The sequence below is a fragment of the Legionella moravica DSM 19234 genome, from assembly GCF_000423305.1.
Classification (GTDB): domain Bacteria; phylum Pseudomonadota; class Gammaproteobacteria; order Legionellales; family Legionellaceae; genus Legionella; species Legionella moravica.
In genome coordinates this window covers 26,376-50,917 of sequence record NZ_AUHS01000015.1, presented here as the reverse complement: position 1 = coordinate 50,917, position 24,542 = coordinate 26,376, and the positions used below count along the sequence as shown (strand labels likewise).

Genomic DNA, 24,542 nt, shown 5'->3' with positions numbered 1-24,542 from the left:
CACAAAACAGTGTGAGGTACACACTTGTCCTGATTTAAAATTCCATCAAATCTTTTTCTTTTACAACAAGAATTGCATCAATCTCAGCAATGTATTTATCGGTCAGCTTTTGAATCACTTCAGCAGCACGACGCTCATCATCCTCAGAAATTGCCTTATCTTTTACTAAATCCTTCAGCTGGCTATTTGCATCTCTTCTGATATTGCGTATGGATACCCGTCCTTGTTCGCCCTCACCACGTACCACCTTAATCAGCTCTTTACGACGCTCTTCAGTTAAAGGAGGCATTGGAACACGAATGGCACTTCCTGCTGTAGACGGATTCAAGCCCAGATCAGAAGTTAAAATTGCTTTTTCAATAGCAGCGACCATAGATTTTTCCCAAGGAGTAACCGTAATGGTTCGTGAGTCACTGGCGCTAATATTGGCGACTTGGCCTAAAGGAGTCAGTGTACCGTAATAATCTACTTGAACATGATCCAACAAGCCAGCATTTGCTCTACCAGTACGAATCTTTGACATGTCCACATGCAATGATTCAATTGTTTTTTTCATCCGCTTTTCTGCGTCTTGTTTTATTTCATTGATCATGATTCGCTCCGACTATAGTTCCTACTCGTTCTCCAGTAACAATTCGCTTCAAAGCATCAGGAGCAGCCATATCAAAAACCTGTAATGGCATACCTTGATCCTGACACAGACAAATCGCTGTAGAGTCCATGACTTCCAAACCCTTGGTTAATACTTCTTTATAAGTTAAATAATCATATCGAACTGCATCCGGGTTCTTAAAAGGATCCGCAGAATAGACTCCATCTACCTTGGTAGCTTTCAATACAACATCAGCACCTACTTCAATTGCTCTCAAACAAGCAGCTGTATCTGTTGTAAAGAAAGGATTACCGGTTCCGGCTGCAAAAATAACAACCTGGCCATTTCGCAAATGAGTTATTGCTTTTCGCCGATGATAAGAGTCAACTACACCCATCATAGGGATGGCAGACATAATACGCGCTGGCAAATCGATTCGCTCCAATGCGTCTCGAATTGCCAAGGCATTCATTACTGTTGCCAGCATGCCCATATGATCACCGGTAACTCGCCCTAACCCAGCTTGAGAAAGAGCCTTACCGCGAAATAAGTTACCGCCACCGACAACCAAACCTACCTCGACTCCCATTTGAATTAACTCAGCAACATCTCGAGCCAAAGTATCAAGAACAGAGGGATCGATGCCAAATTGCGACTTACCCATTAAGGCTTCGCCGCTAAATTTAAGCAATATTCGTTTGTATTTTAATTTCGGGTGACTTTCATTCATCATGTACGAACCTGAGCCATCACTTCTTCAACGAAATTATCTTCTTTCTTTTCAATGCCTTCACCTACTTCATAGCGAATGAAAGAAACTACTTCAGCGCCCTTCTCTTTCAGAAGCTGACCGACTTTAATATCTGGGTTTTTAACATATGGTTGACCCAATAAGCTGACTTCATCAATAAACTTGTTAATACGTCCTTCAATCATTTTATCGATAATTTCTTGTGGCTTACCACTTTCTTTAGCTTGGGCAGTGAAAATTTCTCTTTCATTTTCAATTGCTTCAGCAGATACTTGATCACGATTTACAACAATTGGTTTGCTGGCAGCAATATGCATCGCAATGTCTTTGGCTAATTCTTCTGAACCATTTTTTAAAGCAACCATAACACCAATACGTGAACCGTGCAGGTAATAACCAATCACACCACCAGTACAACTGATTCGCTCAATGCGTCGTAACTTGATGTTCTCACCAATTTTAGCGACTAATTGCTGTCTGGCTTGTTCAACCGTAACACCACCAGATAAAGGCTGATCAGATAATCCAGCAATATCAGAAACAGAACTGTTTAAGGCAGCTTGAGAAACGGCATTGGCAAAATTGGTGAAGTTCTCATCACGTGCTACGAAATCGGTTTCGCTATTGATTTCGATCATAACTGCAGAAGATTCGTCTGCAGAACGAGCGATAACAACAATACCTTCAGCAGCGACTCTATCTGCTTTTTTATCTGCTTTAGCCTGACCTGCTTTACGCATTTCGGTAATAGCAAGCTCTATATCACCGTTAGTCGCAATTAGAAATTTTTTACATTCCATCATGCCTGCGCCTGTGCGCTCACGAAGTTGCATTACCAATCCAGCACTAATTGTTGACATACTCATTTCTCCACATAGCAAAAAGGGGGCTAATTAAAATTAACGCCCCCTTTATTCAAATATTAATTATTCCCCAGCTTTATCTGCTTCACCAGAACCCGTAGCAACTTCTACAAATTCAGAATCAGAAGACATACCACCTACAGTATTGCTGTTTTTTCCATCAAGAATTGCGTCAGCAACGCATCGAACGTAAATATCTACAGCTCGCATGGAATCATCATTTCCAGGAATAACGTAATCAATATTGTCTGGGCTGTTATTAGTATCGACAACACCAATAACAGGGATTTTTAACCGACGTGCTTCTTCAACAGCAATGTGCTCAAAACCAACGTCAACAACAAACAGAGCATCAGGCAAACCACCCATGTGTTCAATACCGCCTAAACCACGCTCCAGTTTTTCCAGTTCACGAGTCAGCATCAATGCTTCTTTCTTGATCATGTCGTTAAACAAGCCTTTTTCTTTCATTTCTTTTAATTCTTTCAATCGGAATATAGATTGACGAACTGTTTTATAGTTAGTCAACATACCGCCTAACCAACGGTGATCAACATAGGGCATGCCACAACGTTTCGCGTGTTCACGAATACTGTCTTGTGCTGCTCTCTTGGTTCCGACAAATAAAATTTTTGCTTTGTTTGATGCCAATCGGCCAACGTAGTTCACTACGTCGCTCAACATAGGCATGGTTTTTTCTAAATTGATGATGTGGATTTTATTTCTTGATCCAAAAATATACTCACCCATTTTAGGGTTCCAGTACCGAGTTCTGTGACCAAAATGTGCTCCAGCTTCAAGCAACTCACGCATACTAACATTCATATTATATCTCCAGGGTTAAGCCTCCACACTTCCCATACGAAACCCACAAGGGACCCTAACGTATGTGACGAAGCGTGTGTGTATTTAAAGCGCGATATTTATAACATATTGAGAGAAATACAGCAATGAAATTAATCTAGAGCACTGTATTTAACTAATCCTTTCGATCTATACTGCGCCAATCATGGATGGAATGAGTTAATTATACCCACAGGAATATCTGTTTAACGAACAAGAGGAAATGATAATGAGTAAGAAACTTATCTGGATATCGGCTATTACGTTAGCCTTGTTTATTGGTCAACCATCTTTTGCATGCCCTGCTGAAAAAAATCCTTCTCAACCATGCCATTGTAATGATAGTAAAAAAACATCTCAAAATTTAAATTTGACCCAGGAACAAAAAGCTAAAATCAAAGCAATACGTGTACAAGCCAGAACCCAGTTAAAAACCAGTCACAAACAACTAAAAGTGATTCGAGATCAAATTGATGCATTAATCAAGGCAGAAAAAATCGATGAGGCAAAACTGGATCAATTAATCAGTCAAAGAAGCAAAATTAAAGACGCCATGCTGAAAACTCACATCCTGATGCGCCATCAAATCTATTCGCTCCTGACACCACAGCAAAAGCAACACTATCAGGAAATCAAACAAGCACATGAACGTCATCACTCTTAATAACACCGATGAGTTGTTACAAGGTCAATGGTTGCGCTGTTGGGTACCATTCCGACAGTGCCGCTTCCCGCCTTGACTCTAAAACGCTACAAGCCTAGAATCAGTATCAAATTGTCACCAGGGGTGCTGAACCGATTAGTGGTTCGGCTGAGAAAAACCCTTAGTACCTGATCTGGATAATACCTGCGAAGGAAGAGTGAATTATGACTTATTTGAAGTACTGTCCTTTATTTTATAAACAAAAACCGGATGCCCGTTATTTATCTCGGTTAATGCACCTCAATCAGAACACCTTGCAAGCAATATACACTCATCCATTCAATCAGGAGTTATTTGCAGGAACCTTACCACAAGAAAAGTTCGGACTCTATTTGCGCGATGATTTTTTGTATTTACGCCAATTTTCATGCGCTCTTCAAAATATTGCCAAACGCACCGAGACGACTCATCCAGGTTTATCGAAACAACTGAATACTTTGGCAAACGATGTTATAAACAACGAACACAGCATGCAACTCCAATACCGTGAGCATTTTAGAGAGTTCTATAAACATCAAACAGGAACTTCAATATCTCAATATTCCCAGTATCTGGTTAAGACATCAACACAAGCCGAGGTGCCTGAGGCTCTTTGCAGTATATTGCCCTGCTTTTGGATCTATTACCAATTAGGCACCATGATGGCTGACAAAGACCCAATGAAAACCCATCCTTATTCAGACTGGATAGCAACCTATTCTGGTGCTGATTTTGTACAGCTCACCCAAAATCTTGCAACCGAGGTCAATGTCATTGTGGAAGATACACATCCTATAAAGCAGCCTGAATTAATACGATTTTTTTCAAGATCCGTTTCCTTTGAACTCGATTTTTTTGACGAAATATATTATGCCCAAAATAATAAAAAACATGATATAAGGTTAGTTGGACACTAAATTAAATAATAATTCAATCAGGAAACGAACATGTCTTTATCAATGCATCAAATGACTATCCCTGTATTCATTCGTATGTTAAATAATACATCGATTATCCTTAAAAAAGCAGTATCTCATTGTGACAACAACCAAATAGATCCAGCTGAATGGCTTAATGCTCGTTTAGCTCCGGATATGTTCCCATTAATTCGCCAGATACAAATTGCTACTGATACTGCCAAGGGATGTGCTTCCAGGTTGGCCGGTATTGAAATTCCTGTTTATGCAGATAATGAAACCAGTTTTGCAGAATTGGAAGATCGAATTAAAAAAACCATCCATTTTTTAGAAAGCGTCAGTTCTTCACAAATCGACGGAAGCGAAAATCGGGAAGTTACCCTCAAAACACATCAAAATGAACTTCATTTTAAAGGACTGGACTATGTAAACCATTTTGCACTGCCTAATTTTTATTTTCACATCAGCATGACCTATGCCATTCTTCGACATTTGGGCCTGGCGATTGGGAAAACAGACTACCTCGGCAGTATTTAGGGATTATTGCCCCATCTCAGGGGCATGCAACACGGCCATAGCCACATCTCAATTGCATTGTTGCTGTATCCAGCATTGACCGTATAAATTGCACAACCTGACTGGCTGGCAAATAGGTGCGTAGTAACCAACACCAGGCGCTCCGGTAACCACTACTCCACCATACCAACCTGCGTTATGCCAACCATTATTCCAACCGTTGTTATGCCATACAGTCCCATGCCATCCCCCGGCGGGCCCACGCCAACCCACAGCATGCCAACCACCATAAGCTGCAGCAGCGGTACTGGCAATAATGCATAATCCAAAAACTAGAGTTCGTAAGGCATTTTTCTTCACTGTTTTGTTCATGGAGCTATCCAATATTCAAGAATTATGTTTCACTCATGTACAAGTATAGTTCATTTTAAAAACAGATACTGAAGCAAAACTCTGAACGAGCATATTCATCGAGATGGTTAGCTAACGAACAAGAGCATTTAAAATATTGATACCTAATCGGTTAGCATTAACCTTTGCTTTATTCGTTAAAACAACGACTCCTATTTTTTTCGCCGGCGAAAAGCCAATAAAGGTACTAAACCCCTGATTCCCTCCATTTTTGGTTATCAATAAGTTATTTTTGCGGATAACTCTCTGCCAGCCAAGCCCCATGATAAATTTCGGTCTAACGACAAATGCAGGTTGTTGAGCCAATTGCATGGCAGACAGCAAGGGTGGAGAAGCATCACCTACTTTAATTCCCAGATTAGCCTTCATAAAACGCAACATATCAGCAGATGATGAACGTAAAGCACCTCCCCCTAAATAATTGGCAGGCACATAATGGGGGGCTTTGTTATTATTGTAACGATAACCCTGAGCCTCATTCGATTTCAAAGAGTGAGGGACATTAAACCAGGTATGAGTCATACCCAATGGCTCGGTGATGTTTTGGGTTGTCAGGACTGTTAAAGAAGTTCCTGTTGCCTGCTCCAAGATCAAGCCTAAAAAGCCAAAACCGATATTGGAATAGTGATATTGAGTACCCACAGGTGTATTGGGACGCCATGTTTTTAATTGTTTAATAAACGCGTCTCTATCTCCTTTGGATACACCAAACTGCTCCAATTGACGTGGAAAGCTTGCAGTATGCGTCGCTAGATTGAGCAATGTAACTTGATTTATGGGAGCATTTTTGCTGATAGCAAGCTGAGGCAGGTATCGGATAATAGAGTCATTTAATTTTATAGTGCCTCTCTCTACTTCAAGAGCCAGTAACGTACTGACAAATATTTTGGTAATCGATGCCAATTCAAAAATAGTATCTTGAGTTACCGGGGTACGTTTCTGTTTATCAGCTAAGCCATAATTATAAAAATAATCCTGACCGTTATAATAAACAGCGATGGAAACACCGGGAATCTGGTGAGAAAAAATATAGGGTTTTGCAATAGAATCCATCAGGAGAGCCAGGTTCTTTTCCTCATCTGATTGGGCGCTAGCAAGCGAATGACATGCCAGGAACATAAAAAAAGAAAGGTATCGAATCAATTGTTTCAGTTTCATGAGCTTTTCATCACTTTATAATAAGTTCACACATCACATTATCAGCGTATATTGTTTAATAATTAAATATCAAGTCAGTCATTTTATTAGAATCAATAAACATTAACTATTAAAGGTTCAGATCTAGCCTTTTGTCACTTGACATGCATTTATTGACTATTAACATACATTTGTCATACTGGTTAATTTTATCTGGTTGTTATGGCTAGTCGATATCCTTTTTTTACGGATACAGCTCAAGGCAGTGAGCCTGGCGTCTCTCTGCACTCTTTTTTCCCGATTTCCAAAGCAAGAGTTTTGGCGATTTTTTTATTGAGAGAATACGTTATAATCTCAGCTCTGCAGTGTATAGAAAGTCTTTCAGAATAATGGGTTATGCGCTCTGTTCATAACAAAAAAACCTGTCTTGCCCGCGCAGGCGGGCAACTATTTGGCATTTGGCACTGCAGCACGTTGAGACAACTCGTTGACATACACTAAAAACCACATCATCTCGAACGCCATAATGAGATGATATGGAGTGTTTCAGCGAGTTGAAAGAGAGTTTAAACCTAAAGAAAAATAATACCTACTGGCTCTTTGGCATCGATTTATTTGAATGAATGGTTGCCCGCCTGCGCGGGCAAGACAGGTTGTTAGTTATGTATAGAGGGTTAGGCGCCAAATCTGTATTTTTCTTGCTCATTCGCCAACCTACATGTTCTAAAAATGACTTATTTGCGACGAATTAAACATTGGCTCATAATGGTCGCCTCTTCATATTTGTTGTATCCAACTCACTGTCGCTTTCATTTTCAGACGTTTTTGTACTCTGTAGCGCCTGATCCTTGATTACAACAAACGAATTCATGCCTTCGATTGAAAAAGAATCTGGGACAGATGAAGAGGCTTGTGAAGATTTCATTGTGTTTGTATCCAGCTCGAGGCTTGATCTATTGACGGTGCTTTGTCCGTCCGCGTCCCTTATTGTTCGCGCATAAACTGCTTTTAGGATGCGCAGTGATTCAAATTTGGATAGACGTTCAGCATGTTCTATAGGGGTATAATCATCACGGCTACAAAACGTCACGGCAGCGGCCTTTTCTGTTATGGGCAAGGAACTCAGAAGAAGATGCAGTGAGTCAGGATATAATACGGCACAATGCAACACCGACATTCGATCATGATTACACAACTTCACCACACCAGCTCTTGCTGTTATGGGCATAGATTCCATCATTATTTTTATTAACGCAGGATCATGTACCACCTGGTGTGCTACTGACTCACCAATTTTGTTCGTAATTTTTACAGCAGCTACTCTTTCTTCTGCAGGCAGGTAGTTCAGAATGTTTACCAGGGCTGTGGCATTTGTTTCTGCCAGAATGAGCAATACGTCTAAGCCATTGTCATTAGGCATCATCAAAGCGGCCATTTGTTCTTCTTTTAACAGACAATTTAGCATGTGTTTTATGTAGAGGGGATGATATATAGCGATCAGGTGTAACAGGTTGTTGCCGTCTTCGTATTGATCCAGTAAGGCGGTGTGTCTTTCTCTCTCGGAAAACGATCTTAGAATGGGGATCAACAGTTCGGGGTTTGTTTTTACAATTTGTCTAAGTTCAGTAGGATTTGGTTTGCTTCTCTTCAGGAGTCTACCCAATTCGTTTTTGCTGTCCCTTTCATAGCTTTGCACAGCCTGTTGCGCATGTTCCATTCTTCTGAACAATGAATATCTTCCGTGGGTTGGCGAAGAGTCTGAGACTGATGAGGAGGCAGGTGAGGATGATAGGCTATGGATATCCTGATCTCTAATTGATAAATCAACAAGGCTTTGTTCACTTCGATGTGTTACTGAGGTTTCTCTTTCTCTTACGGGCAGGTAGTCTACTAGCTCTAGCAAGACTGTGGCGTTTTTTTCTGCCAAGAGACGCAATACGTTCAAGTTATTGTCGTTAGGTATTCTCAAGACGGTTATTCTTACATCTTCCAACAGATAATCAAGCAGTTGTATGAGGTAGCTTGGGTGATGTGTGGCAATCAGGTGCAATAAAGTGTTGCCATTTCTGTATTTTGTCAGTATTACAGTATGCCTCTGTGTTTCGGAAAAGGAATCCAGAATTTCTATCAATAACCCAGGGTCGTGTCGTGTAATTTGTTCCAGTACAACACAATGTTCTTTATTCCTTGCCGTCAAAACTGCAAAGTATTGGGTTTTGGGAAGCCAGTCTAAAAACAGTTTAAGACTTCTGGAATTATAAAACACACAATGCGCCAGGTTATTACCATTATTATCAGATGCTAATGCAGCGTCAGCTTTTTCTGCTTCGGGCACAAGCTGAAATAACCGCATTAATGCCTGGGAATCAAGTGCTACCAAATGCAGCAAAGTGTAGTTAAGTCGACCTTTTATCATGATTGCATGTACTTTTTGAGTCAAAGGCAAGTAGTCCAGGAGTTGAAGGAGAATTTTACGATAGGTAATGGCGATCTGATGCAAGATGGTATCACCGTCTTCATTTGTTGCCATGATTGCGTCTGCTTTTTGTGTTTCTGAGAGGCAATCAACAAGTTCTACCAGTATTTTGGGTTTATTTATTGATATTTCATGCAGGAGCGTGTTGCCTTTATGATTTGTTTCCATTACAGCAATAAATCGGTCGTTTTCGTTTAAAAGTAACAGAATGTGTTTCAGTGCTTTAGGGTTGTTTTTTACCACCTGCTGCAACACGGTGATACCATTATCGTCTTTAAAGTTTAAAAGAGACATCAGTTCTTTTGAGGAAAGTGGATCTACCAATTTTGTCAAAGTGCCAGGATATGTTTTATCAGTCTGATGCAGCAGGCTAGTAACCTCTGTTAACATTTGCTTTTGCACTTGTTGGTTATCACGCCAATCAGTCGTTACTACTGGATCTGAGGATGCAGAGGAAGACGTGTCAGTAGAAGAAGATGCTGCGTGAACTGAATCATTAGTGTTTTTTTGTTGTAAACAATAACGTGAGGCCAAGAGCCTGACAAGCGTTTCAGCGGCTTTAAAGGAAGCGCTCTCATGAACGCTCTGCATGCTTTGCTCTTCTTTGATTGTTTTTTGTTCGATATTGAAAGGCATATACAGCTGTCTTTGGTGAATTTAAAGTCTTTAATAATAACATAAGGTTGGCAAACTGTTTAATTTGCATTAATACTGCCTTTTTTGATTCTCTATTAGGAAAGAAACAGGTCATGGGTTATGCGCCCTGTTCATGACAAAAACCCGTCTTGCCCGCGCAGGCGGGCAACTATTTGGCATTTGGCACTGCAGTACGTTGAGACAATTCGTTGACATACACTAAAAATCACATCCACTCGAACGCCAAAAGGAGGTGATATGGAGTGTTTCAGCGAGTTCAACGAGAGTTTAAACCTGAAGAACAATAATCACTACTGACTACTGGGCATCGGTTTATGTTGATGAATGGTTGCCCGCCGGCGCGGGCAAGACAGGTTTTTTGTCATGTACAAAGGAGGTGATATAGAGTGTTTCTGCGAGTTCAACGAGAGTTTAAACCTAAAGAACAATAATCCCTGCTGACTACTAGGCATCGGTTTATTTTGATGAATGGTTGCCCGCCTGCGCGGGCAAGACAGATTTTTTGTCATGTACAAAGGAGGTGATATAGAGTGTTTCTGCGAGTTCAACGAGAGTTTAAACCTGAAGAACAATAATCCCTGCTGACTACTAGGCATCGGTTTGTTTTGATGAATGGTTGCCCGCCTGCGCGGGCAAGACAGGTTTGATGATCTATTGGAAAAGAAGCAAGTCATGGGCTATACGCTCTCTTCATGACAAAAAAACCGTTTTTCCGGCGCGGGCAAGACAGGTTTTTTGTCATGTACAGAAGGCCGAATGTTTAATTCATTGCAAGTAAGTCATTTCTCTGCATAAGGGTTTTAGCGCATGAACAACAAAAACACAGCTCAAATGCCCAACCTACATACATGTGTACATAAAAAAAATCGAGTCTTGCCCGCGCCGGCGGGCAACCATTCATCAAAATAATCCAATGCCCAAGTCGAGCCACTGAGGATTGTTTTGTTCAATCAGGTTTATTTTCCATTGTCTGTTCCATTTTTTAATACGTTTTTCTCTGGTTATTGCTTGATAAACATCAGAGTGAATTTCATAATAAACTAAACGATGAACATGGTATCTTTTTGTAAAGCCTTCGCTCAATCCTCCCTTATGTTGATATACTCGTTGTATCAGATTGCTGGTAATGCCAGTATAAAGGGTTCCATATGCCTTGCTGGCTAATATATAAACACAATAGTGCTTCTCTTCCATTATTCATCCTGGTTGGTTGCTAAAATCCACTTTTTCTTTCTGGACCACCATTATTTTTCCATAGAGTAATCCGCTGCACTATGATAAATGATTAGGAGCCGGCAGGCGATAATGAGATAGAACTCAGAGTTTTTAGTGCTTGTTGCATTTGAAAAAAATCGTTGGATTCTGCGGTATCATGACGATTGTTGCGCCTCTCCGACCACAACACAGGCCAATTTGCTTCAATTGACTGCATGCGTAGCAAGTAATGCAAGCAACATAGTGACACATCATGCCATTCTCGCCTTGTTCCAGCCAAAATACGCGTTGAAACTATCCATATCACCGCCTTTTGGCGATCGAGATGATATGATGTTTAACATAGGTCAGCGAGTTATCTCATTTTACTTCCGTGATGAATCATCAATGGTTGCCCGCCTGCGCGGGCATGACCGATTTTTTTTGTCATGTACAGAGCATGCGCTCATAAAGCTCGTCTCTTCATATTCATTGTATCCAATTCACTTTCGCTCTCATTTTCAGGCGTATTTGAAATCGGTTTGAACAATGAATGCCTGCCATAGATTGGAGAAGAATCCGAGGCTGATGACGAGGCCGGTGAAGATATTACTCTGGGTGTATTCGGGTTAAAACTTGATAAACCTACGGAGCTTAATCCTCTTAAAATGTCATTGGATCGATTCAATATTGGTCTAAGTTGATGTAGTGGATCGAATCTGGAGCGACATTCAGACGATTTTAAGGGGATAAAATCATCGCTGGTACAAAGCATCATAACAGCATCCTGTTCTGCTTCGGGCAGATAATTCAGAAGCAAATCCAGCAAGTCAGGGTATGATGCGGCATAATGCAGCACCGAAATGCCATTCTTGTTACATGACGTCACTACCCCTGCGCGTGCTGATTGCGGCAGACACTCCATTATTACTTTTACTAACCCTGTATGATGTATTACTTGATAGAGTTCGTTATTACCCTCGCTGTTTGGAGTCATCACTGCATCTACTCTTTCTTCTTCGTTTAGAGAATTCAAAAGAGAACTTAATGCGATGGCGCACTTTACTGCTACGCTATGCAACAGGGAAGAGTCCTGCGCGTCTCTTAACTTGACTACAAAAGCGCGATCGGCCTCAGGCAGGAAGTGCTTGAATTGTTTTGTTATGATAGGAGAATAAGATAGGATTTGATGTACTACAGGTAGACCAGTGTTATCCGTTACTGCTAAAGCAGCAGCTCTTTCTCCTGAGGGAAGGCAGTTTAGAACATTTATAAAAAGTTGAGCGCCTTTTGTTGCCAGAATGTGCAACACGCTCCAGCCATAGCCGTTAAGTGTTGTCAAAGCGGCTATTCTCTCACTCTCCAACAGATAATCCAAAAGTTGTATCAAGTATTTGGGGTGATTTGAGGCGATCAGATGTAACATGCCGTTGCCGAATTCGAATTTCTCCTGCAAGATGGTACGTCTTTCTGTCTCGGAAAAGGTGTTCAGAATTTGGATCAGCATTTTTGGGTTGGTTTTTGCAATCTGTTCCAGCGCAGTACAATTGTCCTTGTTTCTTGCCATAAAAACAGTAAAGTGATCTTTTTGGGGAAGCCAGTTTAAAAACAGTTTCAGGCTTTTTGAACTGTATAATGTATAGTGCGCCACGTTATTACCCCCATCATCACACGCCATCACCACATCCGTTTTCGCTGCTTCAGGGACAAGATTTAAGAGTGGCTTTAAACATCGGTGAAATTTTGCTGCCAGATGCAGCAAAGTAGAGTTATTTCGGCCTTTTATAATCACTGCCTTTTCTTTTAATTCCAACGGCAAGTAGTTGAAGAGTTTTAATAGAATTTTAGGGTAATTCCATGGTGCGATAAGGTGCAGGATTGTATCCCCATCTTTATTTATTGCCATGATTGCCTTTTCTTTTCGTGTTTTGGGAAGGCAATCAAGAAGTTTTATTAGGATTTGGGGCGCAATTACTGCTACATCATGAAGGAGAGTATTGTTATTTTGCGTTTGTTGCGTCAGAGCGTAATACCTGTCGGGACTTGGAATGAGAAGGAAAAGGCGTTCCAGTAACTTGGGGTGGCTAATAGCTACTTGGTGGAGCACACTCACATTTTCATTGTTTTTTGCGCTTAAAGGGCTAATTCTTCTTGTTTTGGGCAGGTAGCTCACAATGCTTATCAATAGTTCAGGATATTTTTCAGCCGCATGATGCAGCATGGTATTTCCATCCTGACTTTCCGTCAGTAAAAATGGTTCTCTTTCGATCTCGGGTAAGCCTTCCAGAAGCTGTATTATGATGTCAGGTTGTTCAGTTGCTGCGATATGGAACAGGCTGCGGGCAGCTATCTGATCTTTCATGAATGCTTTAGCCCTTTCATCCTCGGGCAGACAATTCACAACATCCTTGATGAATAACGGATGTTGTGTAAATAAGCGCAATCCGGTTAAACCTCTGTTATCCTCTGCCAGCAAAGCCTCTTTTCTTATATGCTCAGGTAAACATCGTAATATGTCTATCAAATCCTGAGGGTTAGAAGCCAAGCGCTTCATCAGGTAAGAGCCATTGGCGTCCCTTGTTGTCAGTTCATCAAGAACGCTAAGATCATCCAGTGTCTGGAGAAACCATTGCAAAAAAGGGAAATGTTGATTTTCCAAAGCTGCAACCATTGGCTTGTACAGGCCTTTATAACTTACCTTGTACTCTGCATCTCTTGCACGTAAAGCATTTGCAAAAGGTATGTTGCCAAACTCTGCGGCAATATAAAATGGAGTCAAGTCCAGATCGTCTGTTGCATTCGGATTAAATCCCGGATGCTCCACAATTTTTTTGATGATGTGTTCGGGCATAGAACTGGATATGGCCAATAAACGTGCGGTGTCAAGACTTGTATCAAACGTAATAGTACCTGGTGTGAATATGACTGGGACTGGTGATTCACCTGTTTGCTCTGAGTTGAGCTGGTACTCAATCTGGTCAAGTAGTTCTTGCGGCCATGAATCTCGGAATAGTGCCTCTCCTGCGCTGTTTAGCCCCTGATTGCAACGGTTGTGAATGAAAGTAAGTACTACAGTCAGGCACCGGCGAAACAAAAGCGACCAGGTATTGGGTTCATAACACAGGGCATGAAGGATTATGCGGTTTATCTGGTAAGGCGAGACATCCAGAGTTCCGTCTTCGGCCGTTTGGGTCATCCATTTGGATAAAAGAGCATCGTCAACTCGAATGGCGGGGTTAGAGTGAGCTTCGGGTGTATTTTCATTAAAAAACAGTTCACAAAGCCGGGCAAAGAGACTGGCTAGAACAGGAATATCCCCTTCATTTCTTGCAGCGAACCATTGTGCGGTGTAATTGCTGATGAAGTCATAATAGGTGTTGCTTCGCCAGAAGCTAACCCCGCGCTCAAAAGCACGCAGCTGTTGCTCCAGTGAAGCGGTGTCTGCTAGTAAGGCTTGCAGAGAGAGCTCCTGATTATTGAGCCATTGCTCCAGAACAAGGAGTGAGTCTAGCCATTCAGTCTTGTGTTCTGGGGGCATATCACAGACTTGAAGCAGATTTTTGTAGTCTTTGTACTGGTACAGCACATCGTGGAGTCTCATCACCAGATAGACAGTATCCCATGTTTTTTTTTCTGCGTCGGCATTTTTTAATGACTCAGGGCTGAAGCCAGGGCCTTTCAGCCAGGCAATCGTTTGGCTGGCAAGCGAGTGCAGACTGGTTGCCGCAATGCGTCCAGAGCTTAATGCCATAGCGTGACGTTTGGCGAAACGGTCCAATGCTGCGAGGATGGGTACGAAATTACAAGGGATGCTTATCAGCCCTTCATAACTGCAATACCCGTTAATTTTTGTCAGCATGTTATCACTGGGTATGGTCTGGATGGTGCGAAAGCGCTTGAGTATGTATTCCTTAGCGGCATCTTCTTGCCCCGCATTTCTGATTGCCGCTTTAACTTCATCTGGAATGGTGTCGAATATCCAGGGTAAAAACAGAGATTGAAATCGTTCATAAAATGGAATGTATTCATCTCCTGCAGGGTCTCGTCCATCAGGGAGCTTTAACTTGAGTTGTGTTTCAAGTACTTCATGTACCATAAAATCGAACAATCCCTGCATGAGAACGTCTTCTGCATTCAACGGCAGACGTTTGCCTTCGTAACCATCCAGTGCCATAAGCCATCGGTGACGGATACCAGCAGAGCAAATGGATGGAATTTCGTTCATCAGTTCATTGTTGATGAGGTCAAATTTCTGCAGACGGAGCAGTCGTTCCCTGGTTGCTGTACTGCCAGGAGGTACAGGCCATGCCTGCTCGTGTTTATCCATAAGTGCGCACAGCACAATGGCAAAAATTTCGGGTAATGGCAGATACCATTCAGTGGATACCCGCTTTCCCTCACGCTCTTCCACCAGCGTGACTCGGTCAAATTCTTTATTGAGAATATTTTTGTCCAAAATCGTGCTTAGCCAGCTCCTTGTGGACAGTTCCAATAAGGATGATTTGGTTCTGTGCTCGTAACGTGCTCTGATATGCTGATTTTTTGTTATTGCGGCAGAATTATGGGAAATCCCGAGAGTCATGGATGAGTTTTCTTTAGTGGAGGAAGAAGAGGATGAAGCGGTAACAGAAGACGAAGATGCGGCCTGACTCGAGCTACTGGCTTTGTGCTCGGGCAAAAAATATTTTGAGGCGAGCCGGATGGCAAGCATTGCAGCAGCGTTTGAGGTGACATGATTGTGAGTGCTCTGTGTTCTTTGAGCTTCTTCGAGTATCTGGTGATTGAGATTGAAAGGCATGGTTGATAGTCTTTGCAAGATTAAAATGGGCTGACTATATCATGAGCGCACAAAATGCACAATATGACACAAACCAAGGCCTTTCTGATATATATTAAATCAATAAAAGCATCATGCGTCATATGCCAGATGCATTTGAGTTTCATGTTCCTTAGGTTGCATGGAAAAGCTCAGGAAGCGCTACTAAAGAACGATTTGCCTCTTGCAGTCTGTTCACCCTATGAAAAAAGCCATTAATAAATCATATAACCACTATTAATTATTTAATGTCATCATTAATTATCTCTTAATACTCTCCCTGTATATATTATGGACATTTGCGTTCAATATTTGCAGCCGATTGATGCTGAAAAGCATCGTCTTATTAGAGAATCAAATAAGACGATTATAACCCCATTTGTCGAGCTAAAAAGAACATCGCGTTTGGAGATGGCTGTACATAGGATAGATTTTGAGAGAAAAGATGAACATACCTGCTGAGTTTTATTACATGCTGTCGCAGACAAAACCTGCATACACGCACACCCCTACTGATGTTTTAGATATCAATAGACTCATCCAGTCCAAAGCAGCATGGGTATTACCAGCCAGTATGGGCCAAAAACCTAAAAAGCTCATTCTGAGTGATTGGACTGCAGAACACTGGTCCTGTCATAAAATAACACTCGTTCAGGAATCCTTACTGCAGTTACTGAAACAGGGATTTTCACTATACATTCTACAACTAGGGCAAGTGTATCCCTTACTATTGGACGATATAAAGAACCTCGATCGAAAGGATACTCGATTTCATATCCGGATTGAACAACCTAAAGACATTTTTAAGAGAGCAACGGAACAACATCGAATATCTAAAGATGAAACCTTATTACTTGATGATTATTGGGTTCAACGCTTGATTGGCGCCAAAGAGCCTAATGCTCCTCGTTCTCTTAATTTAAGCGATTATGTCAGGCTAAATAGATATGAGCGATATATTTTTCATAATTCTCGTGAGCAATTCAACCCTCCATTAAGCGTACTTGTTGCAGATGTTTTGTCAAATGAAGTCCCTGAGCGACTTCAATACTTTAAGAACACATTTGCTAAAATCAATCACATCCAGAGCCTGAGAACCATCACACTTAAATCCAAGGGTTATTGTGAAGCACGCTTGAGGGAACTATTATCCAGTTCATCCTCGTTAGAGGAGCTTCATTTCAATTTACCTGAAGGCAACTTTAATCCTGCCGAATTCAACTTGAATCAACTGAATTTTCTAGCTTTGAATCACAAAAGCATCATTTATTTAGATAGATTCATAACCGCAGCCCCCAATCTTAAAGAACTTTTAATTACAACAAAACACAATCCACTAAATCTGAGTACTCAAGGAATTCATTTGGAGTCTTTGACAATAAAACAGGGACAATTAGCATTAACGCAATTATTGCAATTATTGAAAGAGCAAGCGCAATCCCTTCGATTGTTTTCCTTAACACACTGTGTCATTGACAATGAGGTTCATGATGAACTCGATTTATCGGATGTCTCTCATTGTTTTAATATGAGAGAAATAGACTTATCGGAAACATTGTTTCATTCTGATGTATTAAATTCCTTACTGTTGAGAACCCCCCATCTCAAAAAACTCACCCTTGGAGGCAAAATTTTTAAGGAACAAGGAAGATCTATTGAATTTGATAAAATTAATGAGGATGCATTAAGGGGGCTTGACTATTTGTGTTTATCAAGTCTGCCTTGGGATGAACGCACCTTTGTCTCATTAAGAGACAAATTAACCCATCTTAAATGTCTTCGTCTTAATGATTTTAATTTTAAAAAGCTCCCAGAACAAAATCCATTCCATTTAGAACAGCTTGAAGAACTCATTATCTCTAATAATACTTTTGAACTGAAAACGGATTTTAAAAAGCTTCTTCAATGTTTTCCAAATATAAAAAGACTTCGATTCATTAATAATGAACATTATGATTCTGATTGGAATGGCATATATGAATTTGATTTTACTCCGTGTAAGATGCTTGAGGTAATCGATTTCAGTGATAATCATGAAGCCCGAACAGTGACTATTGAATCGGTTCAATTAGGCATCGAAACTCTGACTAATCTCAAAGCACTGAATCTCATCAATTGTGTCAACATAAATCGTGATAATACTGTAGAGCTATCCCATATCTATCCCGGGCTTAATGTGTGTTATCGATGTTATGAAGATGAATATGAATGTTATGATGATTCTGAATATGATTCTGAATATGACTATGATCATCTGTCCTATAGTGATGATGAGCCGGATTCGAAATATAATCTTGCTGACTACAAAGACTTTGAACCGACATCGGAAGATTTTAAATTTCAATTCAAAGGCAAGCGTTCATCAATAGATCAAAAAATGATTATTGAAAAGCTCTCGCAATGTTTCACTTTTTCCAAAATCAGCACACAGCACATACCCAAAATTCAGGATGGAATTTGTAATGCTTTAAGTCATTTGTTTCAAAGAAGTACTCTTGAAAGGTGGAATGAGTTTATTCTTCGAGTGAAGACATGGGATGGCCAGTTATCCACAATTGATATCAAATTACTCTATGATTTTAAGGCACTTTGTGTGGCCATTCAGCAATATCAATTTAATGAGCAATCTAATATACAATACATTGGAGACAGTCTGGAGCATTTTCTTCTCAGCAATTCAATAAATGACAGCACTTTTGGATCTCGCCTTCAGTTGAACGATGATGATGTCGATGATTGGATATCCTCAATACTCTTTTCTGACTTAGAGGACGACCCGTTTCAAAATCCTCTCAAAATCAAGTTGCACCAGGGATGCATCCTATCCAATTTCTGGCATGCGCTCTGCATCCGTTTAATCGATAATGGTCGGTGGCTGATTTATAACCCTAACTACAAAGAGGGGGTTAAGTCCGTTTCCACAACGGAACTCATGCACCATATTCATACCGATTTAGGTAGGTTGATTCGTATTGAAATGGATCGTGATGTCATAGTTCCCGAAATTCGTGATCCCAATCAGTTCATTCAACATGGTGGATTGTTTCATTTAATTTGCAATCAAAATTCCAAGCAGTTGTTAGACCTCATCCCCGTGGATTTTCAATTTAGTGCTGATGCACTTCAAGGCCTGTTGCTCAACAATTTACAGGGCATTCCTGCATGGTTCAGAGGGCTTAATACTCCTCACACTCTGGAGTTGACCTGTAGTTTATTAGCTCAATTGCGAAGTGTGTGTCCAGATGATTATTCCGCCATGTTGGACCAAAGCATGAAACGGCTGACTCCGGAACAAAAACAGCAGAGCATTAGCACATTGCTCAGATCAGGCCCTAAAAATCATTCTTCTTTTTTTGAAATAATGGGTTGTCCGGCGCCGTCGCAACCTTCGGAACAGACTAATACACTCATTGACGTTCTTAGAAGCAGTTCGGATAGTAATTATTTTGAGCAGGTATTGAAAACCTGGCATAAACCTTCAAAATCAGTCAATTCGCTGGAGGGATATTGTCAGCAGGTGTTACACCCTGCCGATTCTAAAAAGCATTTGATTGAACTTGACTCTACAGCGTCGGTGCACGCACTACGGCTTGCGTTACAAAGACAATGTCATTTAAACAATAGACCCGTGTATTACATCCATTCCCCGGATGATTTAATCTGCTCTGCCTCTTTTATTCAACGAGATCTCAATAATCGTGGTATTTTACGTAAAGGACCGGGTGGTCCGCTTCATGATTTTTTATCCGAGGATTATCGGCTGGAATCACCAGTACTTCTGGTGAATTACGAGCACTTTTCTGCTGAGGATATCGTCCGCTTTAACGCGCTGCTTGATGAACAGGGCTATGCCGACGGAACACCAGTGCCTGAGAACGTCCAGATTATTGGTTTGTACAATACCAGTAAACCGGATTGCTATCAGGGGGATGATTTTTATTCGCGATTTAACACCAAAGAGCGCTGTCCCATCCCTGCAAAACAATTAGAACAATCGGTCCCGCCGTTAGCTACCGCCATCGATGAGGAAGCTGCTGCGGGGTTGGTGATTAATTTATTCAATGCCAGTGATTGGAAAGAGCGCTTGTTAGGTCGTTGGGATCTGGATGGTTCTCATTTGACGTTTCAGGAAGGAGCTTTGTCCAATCTGCAAGGGCGACTCATCACCATTCAAAATGGCCCTTGGGATGATGAGGATTTTAATCTGTTTTGGATGGAAGCCTGTTATCCTGGAACACGCTATTTTCCCGGCAGTTCCATTCCTGTCCCAGCTCTTCTCCAACTGAATAAACAAGAGGGATATGCCCTGAATGAATTAAAAAAATGGCTTCAGGTCGATTATTTATCCGATGAGGACACCAGCGGGAATGAGGTTCCTCATGTTCTTAATCCTCACCGTCTGGCTCATTATTTTCATTTTTACCGCCCTGAAGCCAGTGATTGCAGTTTAAGAAAAGAGCCGGGGTTGATCGAGCAGGCACAGCGCAGTACTCTGGATGTGATGCTCACTCGCTCCATTTCATTAGATGACTGGGCCAGGATTTTGACTGAATGCCAAAAGCATCAGGTCAAATTAAGAGTGCAGTGTGCTCAGGGAGCATCACTTCCTGATTCATTGGAACTCAATACCGTAGTGAATCCTGTGGAACGGACGAATTGGCATCCGGCTCTTCCTTCCCCAACTGAAGTGATACACAGTACGGATAGTGATGTAACGCTTTCCCTGCTCGCAACATCCCAACAGAATTGGCATATTATTGATGTATCGGAATTAATGGTTTCTGATTTACTGACTCGTGTTGACGGACGATTGAATGAAGCCGTGCTTCAGTTTGAATTTCATCAACGTTCATCCTGGTTGCTTGATGCTTTATCTGAAGGCAAGAATATTGTTCTGAAAGGACATTGTTCTAAAGAGCTGGAAGACCAATTAGCGTCTTTAATCGTGCAACGAAAGAAAACAGGGATAGAACCCGGACGATTACTTTTGATTACCGAAGATTCAAAGAGTTTTCAATGGGTTGAAACTCAGGTTCATGAAGTCAGTGAACAGGATAAAAGAGTCTGTCTTGGTGAGTTTCCTCATGAGCTGGAGCCGTTTATCGCTACCGAACCGTTGTGCAAACTAAAAGCCAGAAGCACGTATTGGCAGGCCTTCCCTGACTGTCATAAACGTCATGCGGCCTGGTCAGGGCTGTCTCAGCACACGGCACAAATCAAACCCCTCGCAGCGCTAAACCCAATGACGGCGATGCAGGAGGCAGAAGAATCTACCCAGGCACGAATCACTTTAGTGCACCAAATGCTTGACGTAGCGCCCTATGTGTTTCTTTCGGGACTGTCTGGAGTCGGAAAAACGACTTTTGTAACCCAGGAGCTCGTGCACGAGGGGGAACAACTGCATCAAGGCATCGATGCGATAAAAGCCTGGGCGCAGGATGCTCGAACCGGTCGGAAGTACCTGTTTTTGGATGAGGCGACTTTAAACTCGGGAAATTGGTCTTTATTTGAAGGACTATTCCATACTCCTTCGGGTATTTTTTATGAGGGTGCCTATTATCCTCTGAGTGACGAGCATAAAGTGATTTTTGCTGGAAATCCGGTGAGTTATGGAGATGAGCGCCGTCTTGCAACACTTTTTGAGCGTCACGGAAATGCGGTGGAGTTTGAACCCTTACCTGTTGCCGTTTTGTATGAAAAGATTTTAAAACCGGCATTGGAACACCAATGCCTCGATGAAGCTGAAGTGGTTCAACTGTCTGGCGTTATTCTTGATGTGTATCGATTTATGGTGGATTGCTCAACCACCGACGTGTTAATCACGCCTCGAGAATTACAAATGATGGCTCTGTTGGCCCAGAGTTATTGTCAAAAAAATCCCCAGGCCAATCGCCTGGACGTTGCCGCTCATTATGCCTTTAAAATAGCGATAAACCTGGTGCCAAAATCAAAAAGAGCGTTGTTTATTAAGGAGTTTGAGCCGAAGAATCCACTGCCGTTCACAACATCCAGTGAACCGATGGACTTTGTTCTCACTCAATCTCGGTTGAGCAGTCAGCAACTGTTGGACGATGTGCTGGATTTAAGACAATGGCGTCAACAGTCGGCTGCAAATGACGTGCAACGCTACGGCGGTTTGGGTGGTTTAACTTTTGAGGGAGAACCCGGTATTGGTAAGTCCGAGCAAATAAAGCAAACGTTAATCGCTCGCGGATTTAAACTCATGTCCAGAAACTCGGTGCCGGCTCCTGGTGAGCACCCCATGTATGTTCTCCCCGTCAGTATGTCTGCTACGGATAAGGAAGCGCTGTTACTTAAGGCTTTTCATGAGGGAGCAGTTGTGGTCATTGACGAGATGAACAGTTCTCCGATGATGGAACATTTATTGAATAGTCTTCTTATGGGTAAAACCCTGCAAGGAGATACACCCGATGTTCCAGGATTTTTTATTATTGGAACGCAAAATCCCATCACCCTGTCCGGTCGCCGCGCACCGAGTACTGCCTTATCCAGGAGGATTATTACGGAAGAACTGCCGCTTTATTCCAAAAAGGAGATGCTGAATATTTTAATCAACGAAGGCGTGAAAGAGAATGTTGCTGGCGACATGATTAAGGCCTTTATGAACAACAGACAACGAGCTAAAAAAGAACAGCTTCTTCCTGGCCCAACATTCAGGGATTTGCTCCGTCTTGCTCAAAGCACTGTGAACACTAATGCCAAAAAGCGTGAACGAGTTGATGCGCGCATCGAACATGCGGAAGCAAAAACTAAATGTGCACGACAAACACAGGGAAGACAACACGCTTCAAGTGCGAGTTCAAGTAGTGCTTCCAGCTCAAGCGCTGTTTCGAGTTCAGCCGCTGTTTCCAGTTCAGGAAGCAGTTTTTTTAGCGCATCAAAACGTACTGATAGAGGATACGATGTCGATGAAGATTTGGCCAGGATAGTGAAGCGCTGATTTCTTGTATTCGAGTGCTCTTGCCGTGAAGTCGGTGATGAATTATCAACACAACTTAGGCAGTAGCCAGATAATCTTCACCGTACTGCTCAAGATAATCATTGTAATTACCCAGGTAATTCTGTACTCCATGTTGTTCAGTGAGTACCAATACCCGGGTTGATATACTGTCAATAAAATATCGATTATGGCTGACAAACAATACGGCGCCTGGAAAAATCTGAATCGACTCAATCAAGGCATCGATCGACTCAAGATCAAGATGGTTGGTTGGCTCATCAAATATAAGAACGTTATGTCGTTCCAGGATTAATTTTGCCATGATAAGACGAGCGGACTCTCCTCCACTTAACATTCCAATTTTTTTATCTACATCAGAGCCGCGAAATAATACCTGCCCCAATACTTTCCTGATTTCCTGAGAGGAAGCGGCTATCTGATTTTCCATCCATTGCAATACCGTTTGCTCAGGGGCTAATTGAGTACGATAATCCTGGGCAAAATATCCAATACTAACAGTATCATTCCACTCAAACGCCCCATGATCCGCATCCAGCTGATTTAATAAAATTTTTAATAAAGTGGATTTACCAATCCCGTTTGGTCCGACGATGGCGCATTTATCACTACGCTGAATGGCAAATGAAACATTTTTTAATAAAATTCGCTCATCAAACTTCTTATGAAGCTGTTCTACGCTGATAACTGTTTTCCCGGAAGGTCTTTTCTGATGAAAATTAAAATACGGTTTGAATATATTGGACTCCTTGATTTCCACCAATTCAATCCGATCTATCATTTTTTGCCGGGAGGCGGCTTGAGCGGCTTTACTTGCTTTTGCTCCAAAACGATCAACAAATCCTTGTAAGGCTTCAATACGTTTTTCCTGATTTTTTAATTCACATTGTTTTAATCGTAAACTTTCTTCCTTTGCGTTACAGAATTTATCATAATTTCCCGGATAATCGAGTACGGTATCGTAGTCAATGTCGAGTATATTGGTCGAAAGATTATTGAGAAAACTGCGATCATGGGAGATAAATATCAATAATCCTTTAAATTGTGTTTTCAAAAACTCTTCAAGCCAGGCAATAGATACGATATCCAGGTGGTTGGTCGGCTCGTCCAGAAGCATAATATCCGGTTGTTGATAGAGTACTTGAGCTAATAAGACTCGTAACTTATATCCTCCTGATAAAGCACTAAGGGGGCCATAATGAAATTTTTCAGCAATACCCAAGCCTAAAAGCAACTTTCTGGCAATCGCCTCTGCTTCATAACCATTCTGGTTCATAACAATTTCTTCTAATTCACTGAGTCGATATCCATCAGCTTCAGTGAAAACATCCTTAGAGTATAATTGCTCTTTCTCAACCAGTGCATCCCATAGCGTGGAGTTTCCACGAATGACCACATCAATGAGCCTGTCTTCTTCATAGCGGAAATGATCTTGTTTTAAAATCCCAATTTTAAGACTTTTAGCCTTTTCAACCGAACCATTAGAGGCTTGTTCTTCTCCTGCCAATATTTTCAAAAAAGTAGATTTACCGGTACCGTTTGCTCCAACAACCCCATAACGCTGGGTAGGCAATAAGATTAAGTCCACATTTTGGAATAATGATTTAGGTCCAAACTGCATACTAATATTTTTAACTTCTAACATCTGCCCAGCCTTGTTTTGAGTTGATGAGCAAAACTTGCTCAATAAGTGCAATAAATTGAGCAA

14 protein-coding genes and 1 riboswitch are annotated in these 24,542 nt (G+C 41.5%); of the genes, 4 read left to right on the top strand and 10 right to left on the bottom strand.

Features of this window, described 5'->3' with window-relative positions:
- Nucleotides 1-34 precede the first annotated feature (34 nt).
- The 4 genes from frr to rpsB form a co-directional block, all read right to left on the bottom strand.
- On the bottom strand, nucleotides 35-592 hold the full coding sequence (gene frr, locus G543_RS0104225; RefSeq protein WP_028383431.1) for a ribosome recycling factor: 558 nt from the start codon (nucleotides 590-592) through the stop codon (nucleotides 35-37).
- A complete protein-coding gene (gene pyrH / locus G543_RS0104220; protein ID WP_028383430.1) occupies nucleotides 582-1,325 on the bottom strand; it encodes a UMP kinase in 744 nt (247 codons plus the stop codon). Before pyrH ends, frr begins: the two co-directional genes overlap by 11 nt.
- A complete protein-coding gene (tsf, locus tag G543_RS0104215; RefSeq protein ID WP_028383429.1) occupies nucleotides 1,322-2,203 on the bottom strand; it encodes a translation elongation factor Ts in 882 nt (293 codons plus the stop codon). The genes pyrH and tsf overlap by 4 nt, the downstream gene beginning before the upstream one ends.
- A 66-nt stretch (nucleotides 2,204-2,269) precedes the next feature.
- Entirely contained in the window at nucleotides 2,270-3,031 is a 762-nt protein-coding gene (rpsB, locus tag G543_RS0104210) for a 30S ribosomal protein S2 (RefSeq protein WP_028383428.1), read from the bottom strand.
- 247 nt (nucleotides 3,032-3,278) lie between these two features.
- Here rpsB and G543_RS0104205 point away from each other — a divergent pair, with 247 nt between their 5' ends.
- From G543_RS0104205 to G543_RS0104195, 3 genes are all read left to right on the top strand, one after another.
- Nucleotides 3,279-3,713, top strand: coding sequence for a Spy/CpxP family protein refolding chaperone (locus G543_RS0104205; protein ID WP_028383427.1), 435 nt, complete (start codon nucleotides 3,279-3,281; stop codon nucleotides 3,711-3,713).
- Between the two features lie 109 nt (nucleotides 3,714-3,822).
- Nucleotides 3,823-3,925: riboswitch (TPP riboswitch) on the top strand.
- Nucleotides 3,917-4,648: a TenA family protein gene (locus tag G543_RS18300; RefSeq protein WP_051190573.1), complete on the top strand. Its 732-nt coding sequence runs from the start codon at nucleotides 3,917-3,919 to the stop codon at nucleotides 4,646-4,648. Its footprint overlaps the riboswitch before it by 9 nt.
- Before the next feature lie 30 nt (nucleotides 4,649-4,678).
- Nucleotides 4,679-5,185: a DUF1993 domain-containing protein gene (locus tag G543_RS0104195; protein ID WP_028383426.1), complete on the top strand. Its 507-nt coding sequence runs from the start codon at nucleotides 4,679-4,681 to the stop codon at nucleotides 5,183-5,185.
- A 48-nt stretch (nucleotides 5,186-5,233) separates the two neighbouring features.
- Here the strand turns inward: G543_RS0104195 and G543_RS0104190 are convergent, their stop codons facing one another.
- The 5 genes from G543_RS0104190 to G543_RS0104170 form a co-directional block, all read right to left on the bottom strand.
- Nucleotides 5,234-5,536: a hypothetical protein gene (locus G543_RS0104190; protein WP_028383425.1), complete on the bottom strand. Its 303-nt coding sequence runs from the start codon at nucleotides 5,534-5,536 to the stop codon at nucleotides 5,234-5,236.
- Nucleotides 5,537-5,647: 111 nt separating this feature from the next.
- The gene (locus G543_RS0104185; protein ID WP_028383424.1) at nucleotides 5,648-6,733 is read right to left on the bottom strand and encodes a serine hydrolase; all 1,086 of its coding nucleotides are present in this window, start codon (nucleotides 6,731-6,733) and stop codon (nucleotides 5,648-5,650) included.
- A gap of 739 nt (nucleotides 6,734-7,472) precedes the next feature.
- Complete coding sequence (locus tag G543_RS0104180; RefSeq protein WP_028383423.1) at nucleotides 7,473-9,824, bottom strand: hypothetical protein; 2,352 nt, start codon at nucleotides 9,822-9,824, stop codon at nucleotides 7,473-7,475.
- 921 nt (nucleotides 9,825-10,745) lie between these two features.
- A complete protein-coding gene (locus G543_RS0104175; protein WP_028383422.1) occupies nucleotides 10,746-11,039 on the bottom strand; it encodes a GIY-YIG nuclease family protein in 294 nt (97 codons plus the stop codon).
- Between the two features lie 466 nt (nucleotides 11,040-11,505).
- A complete protein-coding gene (locus G543_RS0104170) occupies nucleotides 11,506-15,837 on the bottom strand; it encodes a hypothetical protein (RefSeq protein ID WP_028383421.1) in 4,332 nt (1,443 codons plus the stop codon).
- A 463-nt stretch (nucleotides 15,838-16,300) separates the two neighbouring features.
- Here G543_RS0104170 and G543_RS0104165 point away from each other — a divergent pair, with 463 nt between their 5' ends.
- Entirely contained in the window at nucleotides 16,301-22,816 is a 6,516-nt protein-coding gene (locus G543_RS0104165; RefSeq protein ID WP_028383420.1) for a hypothetical protein, read from the top strand.
- 55 nt (nucleotides 22,817-22,871) lie between these two features.
- On the opposite strand, the gene G543_RS0104160 is transcribed toward G543_RS0104165, so the two are convergent.
- Nucleotides 22,872-24,479: an ABC-F family ATP-binding cassette domain-containing protein gene (locus G543_RS0104160; RefSeq protein ID WP_028383419.1), complete on the bottom strand. Its 1,608-nt coding sequence runs from the start codon at nucleotides 24,477-24,479 to the stop codon at nucleotides 22,872-22,874.
- Nucleotides 24,480-24,542 lie beyond the last annotated feature (63 nt).

What these genes read in the sequence shown, in the direction of transcription:
- frr (WP_028383431.1), bottom strand. Translation starts at nt 592, where the DNA reads ATGATCAATGAAATAAAACAAGACGCAGAAAAGCGGATGAAAAAAACA.
- pyrH (WP_028383430.1), bottom strand. Translation starts at nt 1,325, where the DNA reads ATGATGAATGAAAGTCACCCGAAATTAAAATACAAACGAATATTGCTT.
- tsf (WP_028383429.1), bottom strand. Translation starts at nt 2,203, where the DNA reads ATGTCAACAATTAGTGCTGGATTGGTAATGCAACTTCGTGAGCGCACA.
- rpsB (WP_028383428.1), bottom strand. Translation starts at nt 3,031, where the DNA reads ATGAATGTTAGTATGCGTGAGTTGCTTGAAGCTGGAGCACATTTTGGT.
- G543_RS0104205 (WP_028383427.1), top strand. Translation starts at nt 3,279, where the DNA reads ATGAGTAAGAAACTTATCTGGATATCGGCTATTACGTTAGCCTTGTTT.
- G543_RS18300 (WP_051190573.1), top strand. Translation starts at nt 3,917, where the DNA reads ATGACTTATTTGAAGTACTGTCCTTTATTTTATAAACAAAAACCGGAT.
- G543_RS0104195 (WP_028383426.1), top strand. Translation starts at nt 4,679, where the DNA reads ATGTCTTTATCAATGCATCAAATGACTATCCCTGTATTCATTCGTATG.
- G543_RS0104190 (WP_028383425.1), bottom strand. Translation starts at nt 5,536, where the DNA reads ATGAACAAAACAGTGAAGAAAAATGCCTTACGAACTCTAGTTTTTGGA.
- G543_RS0104185 (WP_028383424.1), bottom strand. Translation starts at nt 6,733, where the DNA reads ATGAAACTGAAACAATTGATTCGATACCTTTCTTTTTTTATGTTCCTG.
- G543_RS0104180 (WP_028383423.1), bottom strand. Translation starts at nt 9,824, where the DNA reads ATGCCTTTCAATATCGAACAAAAAACAATCAAAGAAGAGCAAAGCATG.
- G543_RS0104175 (WP_028383422.1), bottom strand. Translation starts at nt 11,039, where the DNA reads ATGGAAGAGAAGCACTATTGTGTTTATATATTAGCCAGCAAGGCATAT.
- G543_RS0104170 (WP_028383421.1), bottom strand. Translation starts at nt 15,837, where the DNA reads ATGCCTTTCAATCTCAATCACCAGATACTCGAAGAAGCTCAAAGAACA.
- G543_RS0104165 (WP_028383420.1), top strand. Translation starts at nt 16,301, where the DNA reads ATGAACATACCTGCTGAGTTTTATTACATGCTGTCGCAGACAAAACCT.
- G543_RS0104160 (WP_028383419.1), bottom strand. Translation starts at nt 24,479, where the DNA reads ATGTTAGAAGTTAAAAATATTAGTATGCAGTTTGGACCTAAATCATTA.